This window comes from Legionella busanensis (assembly GCF_900461525.1).
Classification (GTDB): domain Bacteria; phylum Pseudomonadota; class Gammaproteobacteria; order Legionellales; family Legionellaceae; genus Legionella_C; species Legionella_C busanensis.
Genome location: NZ_UGOD01000001.1, coordinates 3,132,963 through 3,151,987, shown reverse-complemented (window position 1 = coordinate 3,151,987; position 19,025 = coordinate 3,132,963). Strand labels below are relative to the sequence as shown.

Genomic DNA, 19,025 nt, shown 5'->3' with positions numbered 1-19,025 from the left:
CTAATATAAAAATATAACAAAAATTAGATAATATATTTAAATTTCTTAATTTTAACCAGGCTACTATCCCTAATATAAAATCGCTAATTGATAATAGTATTTAATAGACATAACCTTATTCAATGAAATTATCTATAGCAGTTAAACTATTTTATTTATTTGGTAGTTTACCAATAAGTTTTATTAGAACTTATAAAATATTCTTATTTTATAGCTTGCCTAAATTATAATAAACTTGGTAAGTTTAACAATTACAATCGCTTATTAAGTAAGTTATAAAAATAATTAGTGGGTTTTAAAGTAATAATAACTCGTACTTTAATTGGCATGATATTTCTTGTTACACTCATTTAGATAAACTGCTAAAAGTAAGAATTCAACCCGGAGATAATAATGAGAAAATTAGTAGTATTAGTGGTTGTTCTAGCGATACTAGTCCTTGGAGGCTATTATGCTATGGGCGCTGTTACTGAGAGAACAATAAAGCGTAATATTGCAACTATTAATAGAACTAATGGGGTTAATGCTCAAATTGTAAAATATCATCGTGGGTGGTTTACTTCAAATGCCCTTTTAAATTGGCGGATTACAGTCCCCGAGCGGCAAGTGAAAGATACTAATGGCCAAGTTCAAACCCTTCCTGCACAAAACCTTACCCTCAATATGCCTTTAAAAATTTATCATGGGCCTATTATTATCGCTAACAAGACAGTGAAATTTGGTATGGGTTATGGCAGTACAGATATTTTATTACCTGTGGAGTATCAGCAGCAGTTTAATAACTACTTTATGGATGGATCTACACAGCCCAAATTAAACTTAAGCTTATTTGTGACATATTTAAATAATAGTCAGATTGAAATGGCTGTCCCTAGCTTTAAACTAATTACTCGTCAAGATCAAATGGAATTCGATTGGATGGGGATGAATGGTACGGTTAATGTTACTTCTAATGCCGATAAAATTAACGGTGATTTTAATGTTAATGGCATGCAGGTTAAAAAAGGTGATAAAGCTGCTGTTTTAAGTGAAGTTACTAGTGAATATAATCTACATAATACTGAAGTGGGTATTTATTTAGGTACTGCCAGCCTTACTTTGCCTTCTTTCATTGTTAATGACAAAGGGCAACGTTTATTTGAATTCAATGATTTTGATATGCATTCCAGCAGTGATATTGAAGACGGCTTATTTAGTTCACATTTCAAATCATCTATTGATAAGATTGTTGCTAATGGTAAAAAGTTTGGCCCAGGTAACTTAGAAATGGCCATCCGTAATCTTGATGCTAATGCATTAGGACGAATCAATCAGCAAGCTAAACATATTCAGCAAAGTTCTACTGATTTAGAAAAACAACAAGCTGTTTTTGCTATTTTACCTGAAATACCAAAGTTATTAAGCCGCGGAGCAGAGTTTGAAATTTCAGAGTTAAATTTTGTTGTACCTGAAGGTACTATAGAAGGAAATGCACAAATTTCTTTACCGCAAGGTGAACATAATAATCCTTTAGAGCTAATGCAGAGGGTTCAAGGAAAAGGCAGATTAAAAGTCCCAGCGGAAATAGTTAGAAGGGTTCTAACTGAAGCAAATCGTCAAAAACTAGTTGCTCAGCAAAATGCAGCAACTCAGCAAAATACCAATTCTCAAACTACAAATGTAACGACAGAACAGCAACAGTCAGCAACTAATGATACACAACTGCAGACAACAACGGCTACAAATCAATCTATTCAGCAAACTACTTCAACTTCTCAGACTGCACCGCAGGTTGATATAGGTCAACAATCAGCTGCCATGACGAATAATCAAATAGCCTCGTTAATTCAATCAGGTGTGTTGATTGTAAATGGAAATTATTATGTTATAGAAGTAGCTTTACAGCAGGGACAGCTACAGGTAAATGGTAAGCCATTTAATTCTGCAATGCTTAAATTTTAAATTATAACACCAGCCTTATTGGAATTGGCCAAACTGACTTGTTATTTGAATTCATTGATTTTAAACAAATATAGGCCTTTTACTTGTCAGGAATTGTCCAATTCGATAAGATGCTGCATTTTAAGGAGGAGTTAATAAGAATGACAACAATCAGTAATGAAGTCGGAGATAATACTGCATCATCATCGTTAGCAGCTAGTGTAACTCAGTCTGTGCAGAAATATTTCGCCGAGCTGAAGGGAACTGATCCTGTTGATCTTTATCAGTTTGTTTTAGAAGAGATTGAAACCCCATTATTTCGCGCTGTTATGGAGCATTGTAAATACAATCAATCTCGTGCAGCTGTTATGCTTGGCATAAGTCGTGGTACCTTAAGAACCAAACTACGACGTTATTTTGATGATAAATACGTTGGAACGCGTGATTAATTTTTTGCTCTGTTCACATTGCAGGAGTGTTGTTAGTTAATAGTCAACTTCGCTCCTTGCCCAATTTATTTTATATCGTTAAATTCAATACTTATAATCTTTACTTCTTATGTAACGTTCGTTCAACCTAAAAGAGAAGAAGGCTCTTTTGTCGTTAAATGAACGTTATCCTATAAAATAAATGGCTGCATATAAAGGGTTATACCCATAATGTTTAGATCGTTAAATGTCATCTTTATACAATAAAGAGTATTTGCTTAAGTAAATAAAGATTTTATTTAAAAGCATCAATAGCTGATGCTATTGACGAAATTATGAGCATTCTTAAAGAGGTATGATCTATTGTCTGCAGTAAGGATAAATTAATTTACCCGCCAATAAGCGAGTAAATTAAAAAATTTAGTACTAAAGAAAGTTTATTCAGCAAACATAGAACTTACAGATTCTTCAACATTTACCCGCTTGATTGCCTGAGCTAACATTTCTGCTAAGCTAACCACGCGAATTTTGCGACATTGTTTTGCTTGATCCGATAAAGGAATGGTATCTGTAACAACAACTTCATCAAGTTCAGAGTGAATAATGTTGTTTAAAGCTGGTCCAGAAAGAACAGGATGGGTAATATAAGCTCGGACACTCATAGCGCCATGACGTTTAAGCTGCTGTGCAGCAGAGCATAAAGTTCCTGCAGTATCAACAATATCATCAATAATAAGGCAATTTCTGCCTGCTGGCTCGCCAATAATATGCATAACTTCAGATTTGTTAGGGCCAGTGCGTCTTTTATCAATAATCGAAAGCTCTGCATCATTTAAACGTTTTGCCATTGCTCGGGCTCGTACAACGCCCCCTACGTCAGGTGAAACCACCATGAGTTGAGACAAATTTTGCTGCTTAACATCTTCAAGTAAGATAGGAGTAGAGTAAACATTATCAACAGGCATATAAAAAAAGCCTTGAATTTGATCTGCATGTAAATCAACCGTCAAAACTCTACATATACCAACGGAAGCCATCATATCAGCAACAACTTTCGCCGTAATTGGTACACGTGCTGAACGAACTCTTCTATCTTGTCGAGCATAGCCAAAATAGGGAACTACTGCTGTTATTCTACCAGCTGAGGAACGCCTTAAGGCGTCTGACATCGTCAATAATTCCATTAAATTATCATTGGCGGGAGCACAGGTTGATTGCACGACAAAAACATCTTTGCCGCGAACATTTTCTAATATTTCAACCATGGTCTCGCCATCACTAAATTTGCCAACTAAAGCTTGGCCAAGAGGCACTTGTAAATGGTTTGCTATCTTGAAAGCAAGATCCGGATTAGCATTGCCAGTAAAGATCATCATTGTAGACATGTGTGAAGCCTTTGATTCAGTTAATCAGTCACTTAAACACATAGCAGAAGACAGCCAAAAAGATATAATTATTATTTGAGCGATTGAGCAACGCATCCTTTCCAGATATCTTCTGCCGTCTGTTTACTTGAACCGACATGTTGCGCCTTCAATTGTACTTTTTCATTGTTGAAGTTAATAGACCTAAACTCTTACAATTAGATCTTCAACAAGAAGTGGCTGGGGTGCTAGGATTCGAACCTAGGTATGCAGGGATCAAAACCCTGTGCCTTACCGCTTGGCTACACCCCAAAAGCTGTAGATTCCATCTCTTCCGTGAATATATTACACCAAACGCTGCAATACGGGGGGTATTTTGCAGATAAATTAGTTTATTGTCAACGCTAAGTTTTGAAAATAACTTAATAATTAACGTGAGTTCGACATAAAAGAGTCGCAGATTCTTTTATGTCGCTAAACGAACGTTATCCCGTAAAATGCGAAGCAGTTATACGGGATAACGATTAAACACAACTAAATTCGACATAAACCATAGCAAATATAGTTTATGTCGAATTCACCTTAATTAAGCTGTTTAGTATAAATGTATAAAATTCATAAAAATTTGAGCAGTAAACGTTGATATTTATGGATTAGAAAATGCTAAAATCTATTCTTAGCTACCGTAGTTTAACCACGGTAGCTAAGAATTTATATTATGAATAAATCACTAAATACTCCAACGATTAATCACTAACTTAATAAAAACCCCATTGCCTTGTAAACGGATATGAGATGGCAGTACTGCTTTACCAACACTTTGATAACCTAAGTATTGAATTGTATAGCCGCCTTGACGAAGCATTATTAAACGATTACCTGCATCTCGTTTAGCGGATTGAACTGCGCCAGGAGCAGGCAAGCCGCGCACCCAATAATATAAATTATTTACAGGTAAACGAATGCCTGTTTGTTTTAATAATAGCTGCTCAGCGTTTGAGGAGGTTGCCCTTTTTGCTCCATCTTGTAAAACTATTGTACCCCCTTGTTTAGCAATCATGATGGTACCGCTACCAAGTGGGCCAAAAAGACGGATTTGATAGCTACCAGCACCCCGTTGATACCAATTAATGGAGGCTGTAGCAGACTTTCTTGCACTTCGAACAGCTAAAGCGCCAGATAGATTCCATGAGGAAGGTGTTCCTCTTGCAGCTTGAGTTATTTGTTTTTTATCTGTTTTGAGATTAGCGTCAACTAATTTATTGTTTGCTAAATTTTTATCACTAATCTTATTGTTAGTTTGCGCAAGATTAGCGTTTGTATTTTGTGAATCTAATTTAAGTTGTGATTGTTGCCTAGGATTTTTAACAATGGTCCCCCCCTCTTGGGGAGCTGGCATATTATATTGAGGCGGCATTGATTCAAAATTAGTAGGTTGTCTAGTAGAAACGCATGCTGTTAAGAAAGATAATGTAAGAAGACTTGCATATTTAAGTGATTTCATAGTTATTCCTTTATTCTTTATTAATCCATCAATGATCACATTTAGCTAATATTTTTTAATAAACTTATTTGATATTAATAGACTAATTTTTTTTACTTTGCACTAATTTAATTAGAAGTAACTTTTGCTTCTTGCCTAATTTTAGGATAGCTGCCATTGGTGGTAAGCAAAGGGTTCACAGCTAAGCTCTGCTAATATTGCGCTTAAAAAATAACATTCATTGTTAGAAAGTTAAATTTATAAATTAAATTTAGGAAAATGAATTTAAATAATTCTTCTATAATTTATATTACTGTTAATGTTAGGTAGGTACTGCATAAGAAGGAATTTAATATGTATAAACTAGACGCGGCCCGCTTTGGATCGGCAAGTTTATTTACAACCCTTATTATTCTTACTAACATTATTCCTCCCCTAGCCATTGACGAATACACGCCTTCCATGCCTTTTATGGTAAGTGACTTAAATACCTCTGTAGCGCAAGTACAATTATCAATAGTTTATTACTTATTCGCCTTTTCAATTTCTCAATTAATTTGTGGTGTATTATCGGACTATTTTGGCAGAAGAATTGTTCTTTTACTTTCTATGCCCCTATTTTTTTTAGGCAGTTTATTTTGTATCTTTACTCCTAATATAAGTCTACTCATATTAGGCAGAATTCTGCAAGGACTAGGTGTGGGAGGTATCGCCTTAACAGGCCCTGCTTTAATGGCCGACTGCTTTGATGGCCCTGAGTTAACAAAAGTAAGCAGTTATTACAGTTTAATTTATTCCTTTATTCCTATTACAGCGCCAGTTCTAGGAGGTCTCATTCAAGATTATTTTAATTGGCGAGCCAATTTTTTCTTCATGTTTATATTATCGATTTTTATTTATCTTATTTTCTATTTTAAGTTACCTGAGACTAACCCTAGAGTGCTTTCAAAAAAATTAGATTTAGGAAGCATTTTAAAAAGTTACTCAATTATATTAACACATCGCACCTATATTATTTCTGTTATGGGCCTGATTTTAACCTGGTCACTGTTTGTAGTCTTTAGCATAATGGCGCCTTTTATTATTGAGATAAGCTTAGGGTACTCTGCTTCTGTTTATGGTGCTTTTGCGATTCTAGTTGGTTTAGGTTTTTTTGTTGGTAATAGTATTAATAGCTTACTTATAAAGAAATATTCACAGAATTTCCTTTTACGCCTTAGCTTGTTATGTATGTTAATCTTTTCAATTATTTTATTTAGCTTACAATTACTAAATTATATTATTATTTATACTATCATGCTCCCAGTCTTTTTTGTTATGACTGCCGCAGGTATTTGTTTTCCTCATCTTTATGCAAGTGCAGTAGGGGCCTTGCCTGAATATGCTGGAAAAGCAGGCTCCCTAATAGGCTCTTTAATTCTAATAGGAGCCGTTATTATCAATATTATAATTACTAATTTACGAGCCCACTCTTCTATTGATATGGCAGCTGTATATTTAATCTTAAGTGCAATAAATTTATTGCTTTGTTTTATACCTCATAAAAAGAATTCTTAAAGTGGGCCTTAGTATAAACATTCTTTGAAACAATGTAGTTACCTTTTTGATAAACAGTATTAATGAGAATAGTCTTTTTCAAAACAATACGTTAGACTGATATTATTTATATTTAAAATTTAATTCATGAAACAGCGTGCTATCTATCCTGGAACTTTTGATCCCATCACTAATGGACATATTGATATTATAAAAAGAGCGGCCCAAATTTTTCCAGAAATTATAGTTGGTGTTGCAAGTAATGATGCTAAAAACCCTTTTTTTCCTATAGAGACTCGCATTAATTTGACTAAGCAGGCTCTCCAAGAAATTCCTGGTGTTAAAGTACTAGGCTTTGATACGCTATTAATTGATTTTGTCAAAGAACAACAGGGAAATATCATTTTACGTGGCTTAAGAGCTGTGAATGATTTTGAGTATGAATTTCAGCTTGCTGGTATGAATCGAAAGTTAAGTGCAGATATTGAAACTGTATTTTTAACACCTTCCGAAGATTTAATGTTTATTTCTTCAACTTTAGTAAGGGAGATAGCGAGATTAAAAGGAGATGTCTCGCAATTTGTACCAGCAAATGTTGTAAAAGCTTTCAATGAAAAATTAAGCAAAGGGACATGAATAAATCACAATTTTTGCTATGTTTTGCTATAGGGATAAGTAGTATTCATTTAAGTCAAGCAAGTGATTTGATTTTTGAAAATCCGCCAGGCTATGCTGTAGCAAGCGCCCACCCATTAGCCACCAATGCTGGCTTAGAAGTTCTTGCCGCTGGGGGCAATGCATTTGATGCAGCAGTTGCCGTAAGTGCTACATTAGCAGTAGTCGAACCTTATCATTCTGGTTTAGGTGGCGGCGGTTTCTGGCTACTGTATGATGCTAAAATTAAAAAGAATATTATAATTGATGGTCGGGAAGTGGCGCCCTTAGCGGCACATGAAAATATGTTTCTTGATAAAAAGGGTGAAATTGTCCCAAGATTATCACTTGACGGGGGCTTAGCTGCTGCCATCCCTGGAGAGCCTGCGGCGCTTACCTATATTGCAAAGCATTATGGCCGACTACCTTTATCACGAACGTTAGCGCCAGCCATCCGCCTTGCAGAGCAAGGTTTTGCAGTCGATGCGCAATTTAATCATTTTTCCCAAATGACCGATAGAATGGAGGTTATGCTGCGCTTTCCAGCAACGGCAGCCATTTTTTTACATAATAATCAGCCTTATAAAATTGGTGAAATCCTTAAGCAACCAGATTTAGCTAGCACATTAAAAATATTAGCTGAAAAAGGGCATGATGGTTTTTACCGTGGGGAAATTGCTCAAAAACTGGTTGCTGGTGTACGTGCTACTGGAGGGATTTGGACTTTAGATGATCTCGCTAATTATAAAATTAAAATAAGAGAACCACTCCAAGGTGCTTATCATAATATGCTTATTATTACAGCGCCGCCACCTTCAGCTGGTGGTGTAATATTACTTACCATATTAAATATTCTTGAGGGGTTACCGCTACAGTCATTTAACAAAGTTCAATTTGTTCATTATCTAATAGAATCCATGCGGCTTGCTTACTGGCAAAGTAATCAAACCATTGCTGATCCGGAATTCACGCAAATTAATTTAGATAAATTATTATCATCTAAAAATGCTAAACAATTACGATCGTTAATTCCTGCAGATAAAGCGTTACCTAGTTCAGAACTTGGTTTAGATCAAAATATAAATCAAAATAATACTAATACAACTCATATTAGTATTATTGACGCTGATGGTAATCGTGTGTCAGCGACCTTAACTATAAATTATATTTTTGGCTCAAGTGTCATTGCTGCCGGCACAGGTGTCTTACTAAACGATGAAATGGATGATTTTTCAGCTAAAGAAGGGGTTAAAAATCAGTATGGTTTAGTAGGTCATCCTGTAAATAGTATCGCGCCAGGAAAAAGGCCTATGTCTAATATGTCACCTACATTTTTAGAGATGCCTGGCCGTACAGCTATTTTAGGAACACCAGGCGGTAGTCGAATACCCACCATGGTTTTACTTAGTACGTTATCATTTTTTAATTATAAAGGTGCTATTAGTTTAGTTTCTAAGATGCGTTTTCATCATCAATACTTACCAGATTGGCTGCAATTTGAACCTGAAACTTTTTCACCTGAGCTTCAGGCGCAACTTAAAGCCATGGGCTATCAGTTAATGGCTTTAAAACAATATTATGGCGATATGCAAGCAATAAGCTGGGATAAAAAACTAAATATAATTACTGCGGCCTCTGATCCCCGTGGAATAGGTCTAGCGGTTGCTATTAATAAAGATCATGGTGGATATGGTTTAACCTATTAAAAGCTTAGAGCGCTAATGTTAATTAGACTACTTATGCAGAGCCTTCTACAAGCTCCTTAATTGCTTGATAAACGGTATTTATTAGTTCATCTTTATTTTCAAGAGTATATTGTGCAGCATCAATAGGTTTGCCAATATGAATTTCAGCCTTTTGATTTAAGTTAAATCGCATGGTTTTTGGCGGCAATATATTGTAAGCTCCTCGAATACCGATAGGAATAATAGTTGCTTTTGCCTCAATTGCCGTAATAAATGCCCCTTTTTTAAAAGGAGCTAATTCGCCTGTTTTAGAGCGAGTGCCTTCTGGCGCAATCCACATAATAATGCCACTCTCCATTAATTGACGTGCAAATGCCAAATCTCGAATTGCTTGATGTCTATTTTTCCGATCAATAAATGGGAACTCGGTAGCTGACATGCCTTTACCCATGATAGGAATTTTAGAAAGCTCCCTTTTAGCTAACATGCGAATTGAATGATTAGGGAAAGCTTTAAAACTAATTGGAATGTCATAAAGGCTAGTATGATTGCACATAATAATAGTCGCTTTTCCTGGCTGTGGCTCCACATGGTAGGGATTAAATACTACAAGTTTAACGCCAATTAAATTTAGTAATTTAGTTGACCATTTCATAATAGTACTATCGACCCAAGGTCGATTAATGTTACCTATTAATTGCCTAAAGACGGCATGACCACAAATTTTTGCCGTATGTAGAACAGAGAGTAAAGCGATCCATTGAGTACGAAATTTACTTATTCTCATATATGTTACTTATAGCTTTATATAACCTAAATTATTAGTTGTCATTACTTTCATCAGTCTGAAGCAAGGTTATTTATTTGCTTTTTAAATTTATCTTTTAAAGAAACATAACCAGTTCATATGACTTTTCAGTAGCTGATAATACTGCATGTATCTTAACTTACAAAATTAATTCTGTTTTAATGGCTGACATTTAGGGCAATAAGCTGACGTACGACCTGCTATTTTTAAACTTTCAATTATAGTATTACAATCAATACAAGCTTGCCCTTTACGACCATATACTTTTAATTGGTTAATGAAATATCCAGGATTACCTAAAGAGTAAAAATCACGCAACGTAGTACCCCCATAATCAATGGCTTGTTGTAATACTCGTTTAGCATAGTTAACTAATTTAGTTAATTGTTCGATTGTTAAGTTACCTGCAGACTCAAAAGGATGAACGCCCGCTAAAAAGAGGCTCTCTGTGGCATAAATATTGCCAATGCCAACTACAATTTGATTGTCCATTAAAAATGATTTAATACTTTGTTTCTTTCCTTGACAACGTTTAAATAGATAATTCGCATTAAAATTATCTGTTAAGGGCTCCGGGCCTAAATGATTTAATAGCTTATGGTTAGCTGGTTCGCTGGTTAAATAGAGCCAAAGACCAAAACGTCGTGGATCCTGATAGCGTACGATTAAGCCATTTTCAAGGGTAAGCTCAATATGATCATGTTTTTCAAGTGGTGTTGATGGATTAACTAAGCGCAAATGGCCTGACATGCCTAAATGAATCAGGATATAACCTTTGGAAAGAATAAGAATTAAATATTTAGCCCGGCGTTCTACCGCCTCAATTGTTTGACCTGGACAAATATCCGATAACTCACCGGATACAGGTAGGCGTAACTGTGAATTTCTAATAGTAACCCGTGTAATAATTTGATTAGTCAAATAAGGACTAATGGCTAGACGAGTCGTCTCAACTTCAGGTAATTCAGGCATTATTTACGATCATTGTGTTCTATAATACGACCTTCTGACTTGAGAATGGTCTTTTTAGGAAAAATAAGGTTCTTAACTACTGAAACAACCCAAAGAATACCACCAATCAGAATTCCCCACATTAAAACATAAGAAAACATGATAAGTAATCCTATCAACATGGCAATAACCATACCAACAAGTAAGAAGGGAATAATTGTCTGAAACAGGTAATTTAATCTTTTATTCATAAAATTTCCAATAATAAGTCTCATTCTGTGTTAATATTATAATAGTAACCATTTGAAAATAACGCTTACTGTACAAAATTCTAACTATAAAGTTTAACAGTAGTTGCTTCTATTTGTAACTAACAGCATAATACTGAAACTATTTAGCATCACATCTTTGCGAGGAGCAGTTTATGATGTTTGGATTATTAAATCTTTCTTTTTGGGGCTATGTTATAGCCACACTAGTTTTAACACAAATTACAATCGCTGGAGTTACCCTTTATCTTCATCGTTGTCAAACCCATAGAGCAATAACGTTGCATCCTATTGTGAGTCATTTCTTTCGTTTTTGGCTATGGTTAACCACCGGTATGATTACAGCAGAATGGGTAGCTATTCACCGTAAACATCATGCTACTACCGATGTTGAAGGTGATCCACATAGTCCTAAGGTCTTAGGCATAAAAAAAGTCTTTTGGGAAGGTGCAGAGCTTTATAGAAACGCAGCAAAAGATAAAGCTATGATTGCAAAGTATTCTCATGGTACGCCAAATGACTGGATTGAACGCAATCTATATAGTCGCTTTTCGGCCAAAGGTATTTTGCTCATGTTTATCATTAATTTATTACTTTTTGGCCTTCCTGGCATTACTATATGGGCTATCCAAATGCTTTGGATTCCCGTTCATGCTGCAGGGGTAGTTAATGGTATAGGTCACCATTGGGGATATCGGAATTTTGAATGCCCTGATGCGGCAACCAATATTTTTCCATGGGGTTTTTGGATAGGTGGCGAAGAGTTGCATAATAATCATCATACTTTCGCCTCATCTGCTAAATTCTCAATAAAATGGTGGGAATTTGATATTGGCTGGATGTATATTCGCTGTTTATCCTGGTTAGGATTGGCTAAGGTTAAAAAATTACCGCCAAAGCTAGCAACTGATGAAAGAAAGCTTCATGTTGATCTAGATACTGTTAGGGCTGTGATTAATAATCGTTTTCAGGTTATGTCTTTTTATTATAAACGTGTCGTTCTACCAACGCTTAAACTGGAAAAGCGCTTAGCCAAAGATGATAAAGCCAAGAAAAAGCTATTTCAATGCGCTGGTCGGTTATTACGCTTGCAAGATAGTTTATTATCCCCTCGTGCGAAAACCAAACTGCAGGCTTTATTAGCCCAGCGTGAACGTTTGCAAATTGTTTATTTTTATCGTCAATCTCTCCAAAATATTTGGCTAAAGACAGCGACTTCTCAAAAGGAATTAGTAGAATCGTTACAACAATGGTGTAAGCAAGCTGAAGAATCTGGTTTGGAAGTTCTACATCAATTTGCTCAGCAAATCAAAAATTTTGTACCAAAACAGGTTAAAATTTGATAGGGTATAGTATGTTAATGGGTGTTAATTATGAAGTTAATACCCATTAACAATTCATGTTAACAATTGCTCAATATTAATTTAGAGTACCAGTTTAAATTAATTCAGATATACAAAAGTAATTCTTTGTCAGTCGATTTTATAGGGAGTTTAGGTTGGGCGCGGCAAAACATTTAAAATAACCTCACATAGTGGCACAAGGAATAGTGAGTCTTTTTTTACATAAATTTATTAAATAATGCTCAAAAGCAATCAATCTAGTTAGTTCAAAATAATAGGTAAACTACTCTAAAAGTTATAATTGCTTCTTAGCGTGACTAAAAAAATTATTAAGTTTTTCCTATTGATATTTAATAGAAACAAGTAATTTTAAATAAGTTTGGCCTTTATTTTGCATTTAATATTTTTTTATAGTTTGGAAATATGAAATGATTTGCTTTTTATGTAGGCATAAAGTAAAAAAATATACTTACTTTATAAGTATCCACTAACTTGCACGAGGTCTATTTCTATGGAGCGGAAAATAGCTGTCGTTACTGGGGGTACAGGCGGTATTGGCTCAGCAATTTGTCAGCAGTTGGCAAAAGATTACCAAGTCATTGCCTGTTATTTTAAAAATGGTAAACATGAAGAGGCAAAGCAATGGCAAAAAGCTCAGCAGGAAGCAGGGTACAATATTGATATTGTTTATGCTGATATTTGTAAATTTTCAGATTGCGAAAAATTAACAGCACTTATTATTGAGCGTTATGGGCATATTGATACATTAGTGAATAATGCTGGTATTACAGCCGATGGTAGTCTTAAAAAAATGACACCTGAGCAATGGCAACTGGTCGTGGATTCCAATTTAACAAGTGTATTTAACATGACCCGAAATATTATTCCCCATATGATTGATAAAAATTATGGACGTATTATAAATATTTCTTCAATTAATGGTCGTAAAGGGCAATTTGGGCAATGTAATTATGCAGCTACCAAAGCCGCTCTTTTTGGATTTAGTAAAAGCTTAGCCTTGGAAGTAGCAAATAAAGGCATTACAGTTAATACTATTTCACCTGGTTACATAGAAACAAACATGCTTACTAGCATGAAAGAAGATATTTTAAACAGTATTATTGCTAATATTCCTGTAGGCCGATTAGGAAAGCCAAGCGAAATTGCAGAAGCTGTTGCTTTCTTTGCGTCTCCTGATTCTAGTTTTATTACAGGTGCAAATTTAGATATAAATGGTGGTCAATATATGTAAAATAAATCAGTTACGTTAAATATGCATAAGGTTAAAAAAAATGCAAAATGAACAGGTTATATTAATTACTGGGGGAACAGGCGATATTGGTACTGCCATTGCAAAGCAGTTAGCTCCTTATTTTGGCCATGTTGTAGCACTTGATGTAGTAACAGATAACAAAGGGGAGGTCTGGCAACAGGAATTAAATCAGCAAGGATATAAACATTTGCATTTTCGACATATGGACGTAACTGATTTTAATGAATGCGAAAGAGTCATTACAGGGCTGATTGCAGAATTTGGGCAAGTCGATGTGCTTATTAATAATGCAGGTATCACGCGTGATGCAGTTTTCCACAAAATGACTAAACAGCAATGGGATGAGGTATTGCGCGTTAACTTAGATGGCATGTTTAATGTTACTCGGCAAGTAGTAGAAACCATGCGGGCTCGAAAAAGTGGCCGTATTATTAATATTTCCTCAGTCAATGCTCAAAAAGGTCAATTCTCCCAAGCTAATTATGCGGCTTCTAAGGCTGGTATTTATGGATTTACAAAAAGCTTAGCGCAAGAGTTAATGGCCTTTAATGTCACTGTAAATAGCATTTCGCCTGGGTATGTAAACACACGTTTGATGAAAGGAATTCGACCGGATATTTTAGAGGCAATTATTGATTTAATCCCCGCTAAGCGTTTAGCAGAGCCTGAAGAAGTAGCTTGGGTAGTGGAGTTTTTAATTAATGAGAAAAGTCGCTATATTACTGGCGCAAACTTAAGTATCAACGGTGGTTTACATATGTATTAAGGTTAAGTAAGAATTAATTGGGGATTAAATGGTGAGATTAATAAAAAAATACAAAAACCGTCGCCTTTATGATACTGAAAGAAGTCAATACATTACCGTTGAGGAATTACAGGGTTATGTTGTTCAAGGTATCGCCTTTCGAGTAGAAGATAGTAGCACTAATAAAGATATAACGAGTGCTACCCTATTACAAATCCTAGTAGAAATGGAAAGTACAACCAGTCAATTTCTATCCGCAGATATGTTAAAACATTTAATTGTATTAGCTAGTCATCCAATGAGCCAAGCATATAAAAATATTTTAGAGCAGTTATTTGCTTCATTTGAGACCTCTATCAAAAAAAGTCCTTATTTACAGGACTACCAGCAAACAGCTCAGCTTTGGCAGCAGCAGGTTGGTGAAATGTTTAATCAGTGGCAATCTTTATTTAAAGCTAAATAGACTGCTTAGTGGTAATAAAAATTAATTAGTAACGAATAATTAAATTGGCTTTTTTAACAATTTTATTAGCATTTATTCAATTATAAGAATATTGCTTCAATTAATTGACAATATAAGTTAGAAGAGCTAATCTAATATTGTGCAGTGCAACATAAGGAGGTTTAATTATGAACCAAGCATATTTAGAACGCTGGACAGACCTAGCGAGAAAAGCTCAGGAACCTTTGCAAGCTATCGCTGAATTAAATGCTAAAACATTACAAAATTTTAAGTATTTAAAGCCTGAAGAGCTCGCAAAAATTAAAAAACCTGAAGAATTTATAGAAAAGCAAATTAATCTTGCTGTTGAAAATGGCCACAAGGCTTTGGATTATATGCAAAAGTCATTTGAGATTTTTGAAAAAGCTATGCTATCTGTTGTTGAAGAAGCAAAAAAGGCTGATGGTAAAAGATAATAATTAATTTTATTCAGCTATCGTAGACTTACTATTTGCGATAGCTAGAATAAAATTTAAATTAATAAATTCCTTTTTAAGATACCTTCTATTTTAAAAAGATAATTATTAAAATTATTAGCTTAGCTAGAATTTTCTATATTGTTAGTACATGTCATCGTATTTGTTTTAGAAATGATTGTAATTACTTTTTCTAAACCAAGTTTACGTAGAAGCGCAATGTTATTAAGTGGTATTTCTTCAGTATTTCCATAAAAAGCAATAGCTTGCTCTATACTTTCTTCTCGTAAAATATGTACCAAGGGATAAGGCGAGCGATTAGTATAATTAGTAACGTCTTGGCTTTCAGCATCAGCAAAACAATAATCAGGATGAAAGGTCGCAAATTGATAAATACCCTCATATTGTTTTTTTATAAGTTTTTTCTCAGCAAACGCAGTAAAATCTAAATAAGTTAAAAAATCTTTAAATAACTCTGGAAAGATTACAATAGTTGTTTCGATAGTTTTATTACTTTCCAAATTGATAATTTCATTGCGTAAATCAGCTAATGCAAGTTGTTTATTTGGCGCCTGGCTAATACTAAATCGAATAGTATTTTGATCAATAACATACTTCGCAAAAGGACAAAGTTTTAAAGGGATAATAAATGAGGTAATCCAATTTTTAGTTTGTTGAATAATTAAATCTGCCTGAATCATATATTATTATTTAAACCTTTAATCGACAAAAACAAATAAAATATCTTTATAGGAGGCAGTCTATACTAAAAATAGCGAACTATTAAGAAGGAATTATTATGAATAAGCTAATAGTAAGCTCATCAAGTATTTTATTAAGCTCATTAATGATAACAACTTATAGCGGCACCCAAGTATTACAAACTAATCAAAATCAGGCGTCTGATTCTATTAATCAAAGATTATTGCCTTCTCCTTTTCCAGTGTATGTCATACCTAATTCTGGTGTAGTAAATCACCCATATCCAGGGGCGATGAAAGTTTTAATTCCTACTGATAATAGCTATACTGGCATGCCTGGGTGTTATATAGCCTGTTATTCACATAGTCCTGGTGTTTATGCTGTTTCACCTTCTATATCGGTTATGGGCCAAATTCGTGTTCAAGGTAGTTATAGCAATCGAATTTGTCAGCCTCAAGGTTACCAGAATCAAGATATTAGTGCAGAGCAATCTTTTAAAGATTTATGCAGTAATAAAATTGCTGCCTGCCGCTCAGCATCATGTTGGGCCGGAGGAGATACGGGTGGTTGGTTTGGTATTCAATAGTAATAGATTACCTCTGCACCAAAAAGCTGTATTTGATATATTTTGAACGAAAATAATACTGCAAAGCCTGTGCCCGTGTAGATGGAAATGCTCATGAGTTTCCTATTGGCCTTGTTACGTAATTAATGGATGCCTTTTTCAATATAAAGCTAATATCTTTCCCGTGTAGGCGGGAATCTATTTGAAGTGTAGTCCAGTACTAATTAAAATGGATCACCGCCTGCGCGGGGATGACAGAGAACTCACAAAGGGATGACAGAGAATTTCTAAGATGACATAAAATAAGTTGATAATAAATATCTCTAAAATTTATTTACACAACAATGCTAATCAGAAAACACAGTTTTCAAAGCCTGTTCACATGCAGATGAGGATGCTCATGTACCTCATGACGCTTTACTTTTTCAGCCTTTTTCAATTAATCTCATCTATTTGCCGCCAGTTTAGAAAAAGACCTAATAAATAACTTTATATTATGACTCTGTAATTTCCTTTTCTTTTTCAACGTCGGCTTCGGGACGTGAAGTTGTTTGAAAGACGTACTTACCTGGCGCAGCTATTAAGGGCTTATAGGGAAGCTCAGAAAATTTAGGCGCAAGTTTTAAAGGACCAGATTTTTTCTTAAGCCATTTAAACCAAGTAGGCCACCATGAACCTGTATATTTAGTTGCACTATTAAACCATTCATCTGCAGACAGATCAGTTGCAGGATTTACATAATAATCATATTTTTTAGCACAGGGCGGATTAATAATACCTGCAATGTGGCCAGAACCCCCTAAAAGAAATTGTTTTTCACCTTTCATTGCTTGAAAACCAACATAAGTTGTTTGCCAAGGGGCGATGTGATCCTTTTTTGTGGAGATAAAATAAGTTGGTACGTCAATTTTATTAACATCTAAAGGTGTATGATTTAATTTAATTTTACCCGGTTTGATTAAATTATTATGTAAATACATCCAACGTAGATATTGAGAATGCATTTTTGCAGGCATATTGGTGGCATCAGCGTTCCAGTAAAGAATATCAAAAGGAACAGGATTTTGACCTTGTAAATAATTCTTAATAAAGAAGGACCATACTAAATCGTTTGCTCGCAGTGAATTAAAGGTACTTGCCATAAAGCGTCCATCTAAATAACCTTTTAATTTCATCTGCTCTTCTAAGTGTCTGATTTGATGCTCATCAATAAAGACAGAGATATCGCCTGGATCACTAAAATCAATCATGGATGCTAAAAATGTAGCACTCCTAATTGATTTTTTATTATGTGCTTTAGAGTAGGCGAGAAGGCAGGCGAGTAAAGTTCCTCCTATACAAAAACCTAAGGTGTTGACCTTGTTTACTTGTAGTTGCTCCTTAATTACTTCAATAGCAGTCATCGGCCCCTCGCTTAAGTAGCTGTATAAGCCCTTCTTTGCAAAGGTAGCATCGGGATTAACCCAGGAGATAACAAAAACTGTAATTCCTTGTTTAACAAGCCAGCCAATAAGTGAATTATTTTCACTCAAATCAAGTATATAGTATTTATTTATCCAAGGCGGAATCATCATTAAGGGGATAGTATATGTTTTCTCAGTGCGTGGGGTATATTGGATTAATTCCATCATTTCATTGCGGAAAATTACTTTCCCAGGTGTCGTTGCTAGATTTTTACCAATTTTAAAAGCATCCATATCAGTCATTTTAATAATTAAACGAGCTGATCCAGATTCCATATCGGTTAATAAGTTTTGTAGTCCGCGCAGTAAATTTTTGCCATGACTTTGAATAGTTTCTGCCATTAATTGTGGATTAGTATGAATAAAGTTGGCTGGAGATAACGCATCTAAATATTGCCGGCTAAAAAATTGTACTCGTTTAGCTAAACGTTTATCGCCATAATCTAACCTTTCAAGCAAGGTATTAAAATGTTCACTAGCTAATAAATATTGCTGGCTTAATAAATTAAAAAAAGGATTATTAACCCACTCATCGCCACTAAATCGTTTGTCTTCAATTGGCATAGATTTCCCTTCTAGCCAACAAGTAAATTGATCTTGCGCCAAACTCATGGCATCTTGCCAATAAGCAATCTGATATTGCCAAATTTTTTCTGGATTTTTAAAGAAAGTTGCCATGAGCGCTTGAAAATCTTTGGTTAAATCAATGAAACGATTAATCCATAGTGGAAGCTGTGGTGGTTGGTTACGAAAACTTTCTAACATTTGCAGACTTTTTTCAGCAACTGATTGCATAAGTTGGCTTAATTCAGTATCGGCGGTCATCCTATCTCCTAAGCAATACGAATACTTTTTATTTTCACGTGATTAAGGTACATTGGCAAGTAACTTCATTAGACTTCTTTTGAAACTCTACCG

General features: G+C 34.8%; 18 protein-coding genes and 1 tRNA gene. 11 read left to right on the top strand and 8 right to left on the bottom strand.

The window, feature by feature from the left end:
* Nucleotides 1-393 precede the first annotated feature (393 nt).
* Together DYH30_RS13990 and DYH30_RS13985 are read left to right on the top strand one after the other, a co-directional pair.
* On the top strand, nucleotides 394-1,941 hold the full coding sequence (locus DYH30_RS13990) for a YdgA family protein (protein ID WP_115332235.1): 1,548 nt from the start codon (nucleotides 394-396) through the stop codon (nucleotides 1,939-1,941).
* A 140-nt stretch (nucleotides 1,942-2,081) separates the two neighbouring features.
* Complete coding sequence (locus DYH30_RS13985) at nucleotides 2,082-2,369, top strand: helix-turn-helix domain-containing protein (protein ID WP_115332234.1); 288 nt, start codon at nucleotides 2,082-2,084, stop codon at nucleotides 2,367-2,369.
* A 416-nt stretch (nucleotides 2,370-2,785) separates the two neighbouring features.
* Here DYH30_RS13985 and DYH30_RS13980 read toward each other — a convergent pair whose 3' ends face one another.
* The 3 genes from DYH30_RS13980 to lolB all read right to left on the bottom strand — a co-directional run bounded on the left by DYH30_RS13980 (nucleotide 2,786) and on the right by lolB (nucleotide 5,216).
* Nucleotides 2,786-3,733 (bottom strand): ribose-phosphate pyrophosphokinase, encoded by a 948-nt coding sequence (locus tag DYH30_RS13980; protein WP_115332233.1) that lies wholly within the window; start codon nucleotides 3,731-3,733, stop codon nucleotides 2,786-2,788.
* A 216-nt stretch (nucleotides 3,734-3,949) separates the two neighbouring features.
* Nucleotides 3,950-4,024 (bottom strand) — tRNA-Gln (locus DYH30_RS13975).
* Between the two features lie 418 nt (nucleotides 4,025-4,442).
* A complete protein-coding gene (gene lolB / locus DYH30_RS13970; RefSeq protein ID WP_242604688.1) occupies nucleotides 4,443-5,216 on the bottom strand; it encodes a lipoprotein insertase outer membrane protein LolB in 774 nt (257 codons plus the stop codon).
* A gap of 333 nt (nucleotides 5,217-5,549) precedes the next feature.
* Between lolB and DYH30_RS13965 the strand changes: the two genes are divergently transcribed.
* From DYH30_RS13965 to ggt, 3 genes are all read left to right on the top strand, one after another.
* Nucleotides 5,550-6,752: a multidrug effflux MFS transporter gene (locus tag DYH30_RS13965; protein WP_115332232.1), complete on the top strand. Its 1,203-nt coding sequence runs from the start codon at nucleotides 5,550-5,552 to the stop codon at nucleotides 6,750-6,752.
* A gap of 126 nt (nucleotides 6,753-6,878) precedes the next feature.
* Nucleotides 6,879-7,367 (top strand): pantetheine-phosphate adenylyltransferase, encoded by a 489-nt coding sequence (gene coaD, locus DYH30_RS13960; protein WP_115332231.1) that lies wholly within the window; start codon nucleotides 6,879-6,881, stop codon nucleotides 7,365-7,367.
* Nucleotides 7,364-9,091 carry a gamma-glutamyltransferase gene (gene ggt, locus DYH30_RS13955; protein ID WP_115332230.1) on the top strand — a complete coding sequence of 576 codons (1,728 nt, stop codon included), beginning with the start codon at nucleotides 7,364-7,366 and terminating at the stop codon, nucleotides 9,089-9,091. The genes coaD and ggt overlap by 4 nt, the downstream gene beginning before the upstream one ends.
* A gap of 31 nt (nucleotides 9,092-9,122) precedes the next feature.
* Here ggt and DYH30_RS13950 read toward each other — a convergent pair whose 3' ends face one another.
* From DYH30_RS13950 to DYH30_RS13940, 3 genes are all read right to left on the bottom strand, one after another.
* A complete protein-coding gene (locus tag DYH30_RS13950) occupies nucleotides 9,123-9,725 on the bottom strand; it encodes a lysophospholipid acyltransferase family protein (RefSeq protein WP_423202822.1) in 603 nt (200 codons plus the stop codon).
* Between the two features lie 300 nt (nucleotides 9,726-10,025).
* Entirely contained in the window at nucleotides 10,026-10,850 is an 825-nt protein-coding gene (gene mutM, locus DYH30_RS13945) for a bifunctional DNA-formamidopyrimidine glycosylase/DNA-(apurinic or apyrimidinic site) lyase (RefSeq protein ID WP_115332228.1), read from the bottom strand.
* Entirely contained in the window at nucleotides 10,850-11,080 is a 231-nt protein-coding gene (locus tag DYH30_RS13940) for a hypothetical protein (protein WP_115332227.1), read from the bottom strand. Before DYH30_RS13940 ends, mutM begins: the two co-directional genes overlap by 1 nt.
* A gap of 173 nt (nucleotides 11,081-11,253) precedes the next feature.
* On the opposite strand from DYH30_RS13940, the gene DYH30_RS13935 reads away from it, so the two are divergent.
* The 5 genes from DYH30_RS13935 (at nucleotide 11,254) to DYH30_RS13915 (ending at nucleotide 15,377) form a co-directional block, all read left to right on the top strand.
* Complete coding sequence (locus tag DYH30_RS13935) at nucleotides 11,254-12,441, top strand: DesA family fatty acid desaturase (protein ID WP_115332226.1); 1,188 nt, start codon at nucleotides 11,254-11,256, stop codon at nucleotides 12,439-12,441.
* Between the two features lie 511 nt (nucleotides 12,442-12,952).
* On the top strand, nucleotides 12,953-13,693 hold the full coding sequence (gene phbB / locus DYH30_RS13930) for an acetoacetyl-CoA reductase (RefSeq protein ID WP_165482124.1): 741 nt from the start codon (nucleotides 12,953-12,955) through the stop codon (nucleotides 13,691-13,693).
* A 40-nt stretch (nucleotides 13,694-13,733) separates the two neighbouring features.
* A complete protein-coding gene (gene phbB / locus DYH30_RS13925) occupies nucleotides 13,734-14,480 on the top strand; it encodes an acetoacetyl-CoA reductase (RefSeq protein WP_115332224.1) in 747 nt (248 codons plus the stop codon).
* Nucleotides 14,481-14,508: 28 nt separating this feature from the next.
* Nucleotides 14,509-14,922, top strand: coding sequence for a polyhydroxyalkanoate synthesis regulator DNA-binding domain-containing protein (locus tag DYH30_RS13920; RefSeq protein ID WP_115332223.1), 414 nt, complete (start codon nucleotides 14,509-14,511; stop codon nucleotides 14,920-14,922).
* Nucleotides 14,923-15,089: 167 nt separating this feature from the next.
* Entirely contained in the window at nucleotides 15,090-15,377 is a 288-nt protein-coding gene (locus DYH30_RS13915; RefSeq protein ID WP_115332222.1) for a phasin family protein, read from the top strand.
* A 122-nt stretch (nucleotides 15,378-15,499) separates the two neighbouring features.
* Here DYH30_RS13915 and DYH30_RS13910 read toward each other — a convergent pair whose 3' ends face one another.
* A complete protein-coding gene (locus DYH30_RS13910; RefSeq protein ID WP_115332221.1) occupies nucleotides 15,500-16,078 on the bottom strand; it encodes a DUF1415 domain-containing protein in 579 nt (192 codons plus the stop codon).
* A 98-nt stretch (nucleotides 16,079-16,176) separates the two neighbouring features.
* Here DYH30_RS13910 and DYH30_RS13905 point away from each other — a divergent pair, with 98 nt between their 5' ends.
* A complete protein-coding gene (locus DYH30_RS13905; protein WP_115332220.1) occupies nucleotides 16,177-16,665 on the top strand; it encodes a hypothetical protein in 489 nt (162 codons plus the stop codon).
* A 473-nt stretch (nucleotides 16,666-17,138) separates the two neighbouring features.
* On the opposite strand, the gene DYH30_RS13900 is transcribed toward DYH30_RS13905, so the two are convergent.
* Nucleotides 17,139-18,932: a PHA/PHB synthase family protein gene (locus DYH30_RS13900; RefSeq protein ID WP_115332219.1), complete on the bottom strand. Its 1,794-nt coding sequence runs from the start codon at nucleotides 18,930-18,932 to the stop codon at nucleotides 17,139-17,141.
* Nucleotides 18,933-19,025: the final 93 nt, after the last annotated feature.

What these genes read in the sequence shown, in the direction of transcription:
- DYH30_RS13990 (WP_115332235.1), top strand. Translation starts at nt 394, where the DNA reads ATGAGAAAATTAGTAGTATTAGTGGTTGTTCTAGCGATACTAGTCCTT.
- DYH30_RS13985 (WP_115332234.1), top strand. Translation starts at nt 2,082, where the DNA reads ATGACAACAATCAGTAATGAAGTCGGAGATAATACTGCATCATCATCG.
- DYH30_RS13980 (WP_115332233.1), bottom strand. Translation starts at nt 3,733, where the DNA reads ATGTCTACAATGATGATCTTTACTGGCAATGCTAATCCGGATCTTGCT.
- lolB (WP_242604688.1), bottom strand. Translation starts at nt 5,216, where the DNA reads ATGAAATCACTTAAATATGCAAGTCTTCTTACATTATCTTTCTTAACA.
- DYH30_RS13965 (WP_115332232.1), top strand. Translation starts at nt 5,550, where the DNA reads ATGTATAAACTAGACGCGGCCCGCTTTGGATCGGCAAGTTTATTTACA.
- coaD (WP_115332231.1), top strand. Translation starts at nt 6,879, where the DNA reads ATGAAACAGCGTGCTATCTATCCTGGAACTTTTGATCCCATCACTAAT.
- ggt (WP_115332230.1), top strand. Translation starts at nt 7,364, where the DNA reads ATGAATAAATCACAATTTTTGCTATGTTTTGCTATAGGGATAAGTAGT.
- DYH30_RS13950 (WP_423202822.1), bottom strand. Translation starts at nt 9,725, where the DNA reads ATGAAATGGTCAACTAAATTACTAAATTTAATTGGCGTTAAACTTGTA.
- mutM (WP_115332228.1), bottom strand. Translation starts at nt 10,850, where the DNA reads ATGCCTGAATTACCTGAAGTTGAGACGACTCGTCTAGCCATTAGTCCT.
- DYH30_RS13940 (WP_115332227.1), bottom strand. Translation starts at nt 11,080, where the DNA reads ATGAATAAAAGATTAAATTACCTGTTTCAGACAATTATTCCCTTCTTA.
- DYH30_RS13935 (WP_115332226.1), top strand. Translation starts at nt 11,254, where the DNA reads ATGATGTTTGGATTATTAAATCTTTCTTTTTGGGGCTATGTTATAGCC.
- phbB (WP_165482124.1), top strand. Translation starts at nt 12,953, where the DNA reads ATGGAGCGGAAAATAGCTGTCGTTACTGGGGGTACAGGCGGTATTGGC.
- phbB (WP_115332224.1), top strand. Translation starts at nt 13,734, where the DNA reads ATGCAAAATGAACAGGTTATATTAATTACTGGGGGAACAGGCGATATT.
- DYH30_RS13920 (WP_115332223.1), top strand. Translation starts at nt 14,509, where the DNA reads ATGGTGAGATTAATAAAAAAATACAAAAACCGTCGCCTTTATGATACT.
- DYH30_RS13915 (WP_115332222.1), top strand. Translation starts at nt 15,090, where the DNA reads ATGAACCAAGCATATTTAGAACGCTGGACAGACCTAGCGAGAAAAGCT.
- DYH30_RS13910 (WP_115332221.1), bottom strand. Translation starts at nt 16,078, where the DNA reads ATGATTCAGGCAGATTTAATTATTCAACAAACTAAAAATTGGATTACC.
- DYH30_RS13905 (WP_115332220.1), top strand. Translation starts at nt 16,177, where the DNA reads ATGAATAAGCTAATAGTAAGCTCATCAAGTATTTTATTAAGCTCATTA.
- DYH30_RS13900 (WP_115332219.1), bottom strand. Translation starts at nt 18,932, where the DNA reads ATGACCGCCGATACTGAATTAAGCCAACTTATGCAATCAGTTGCTGAA.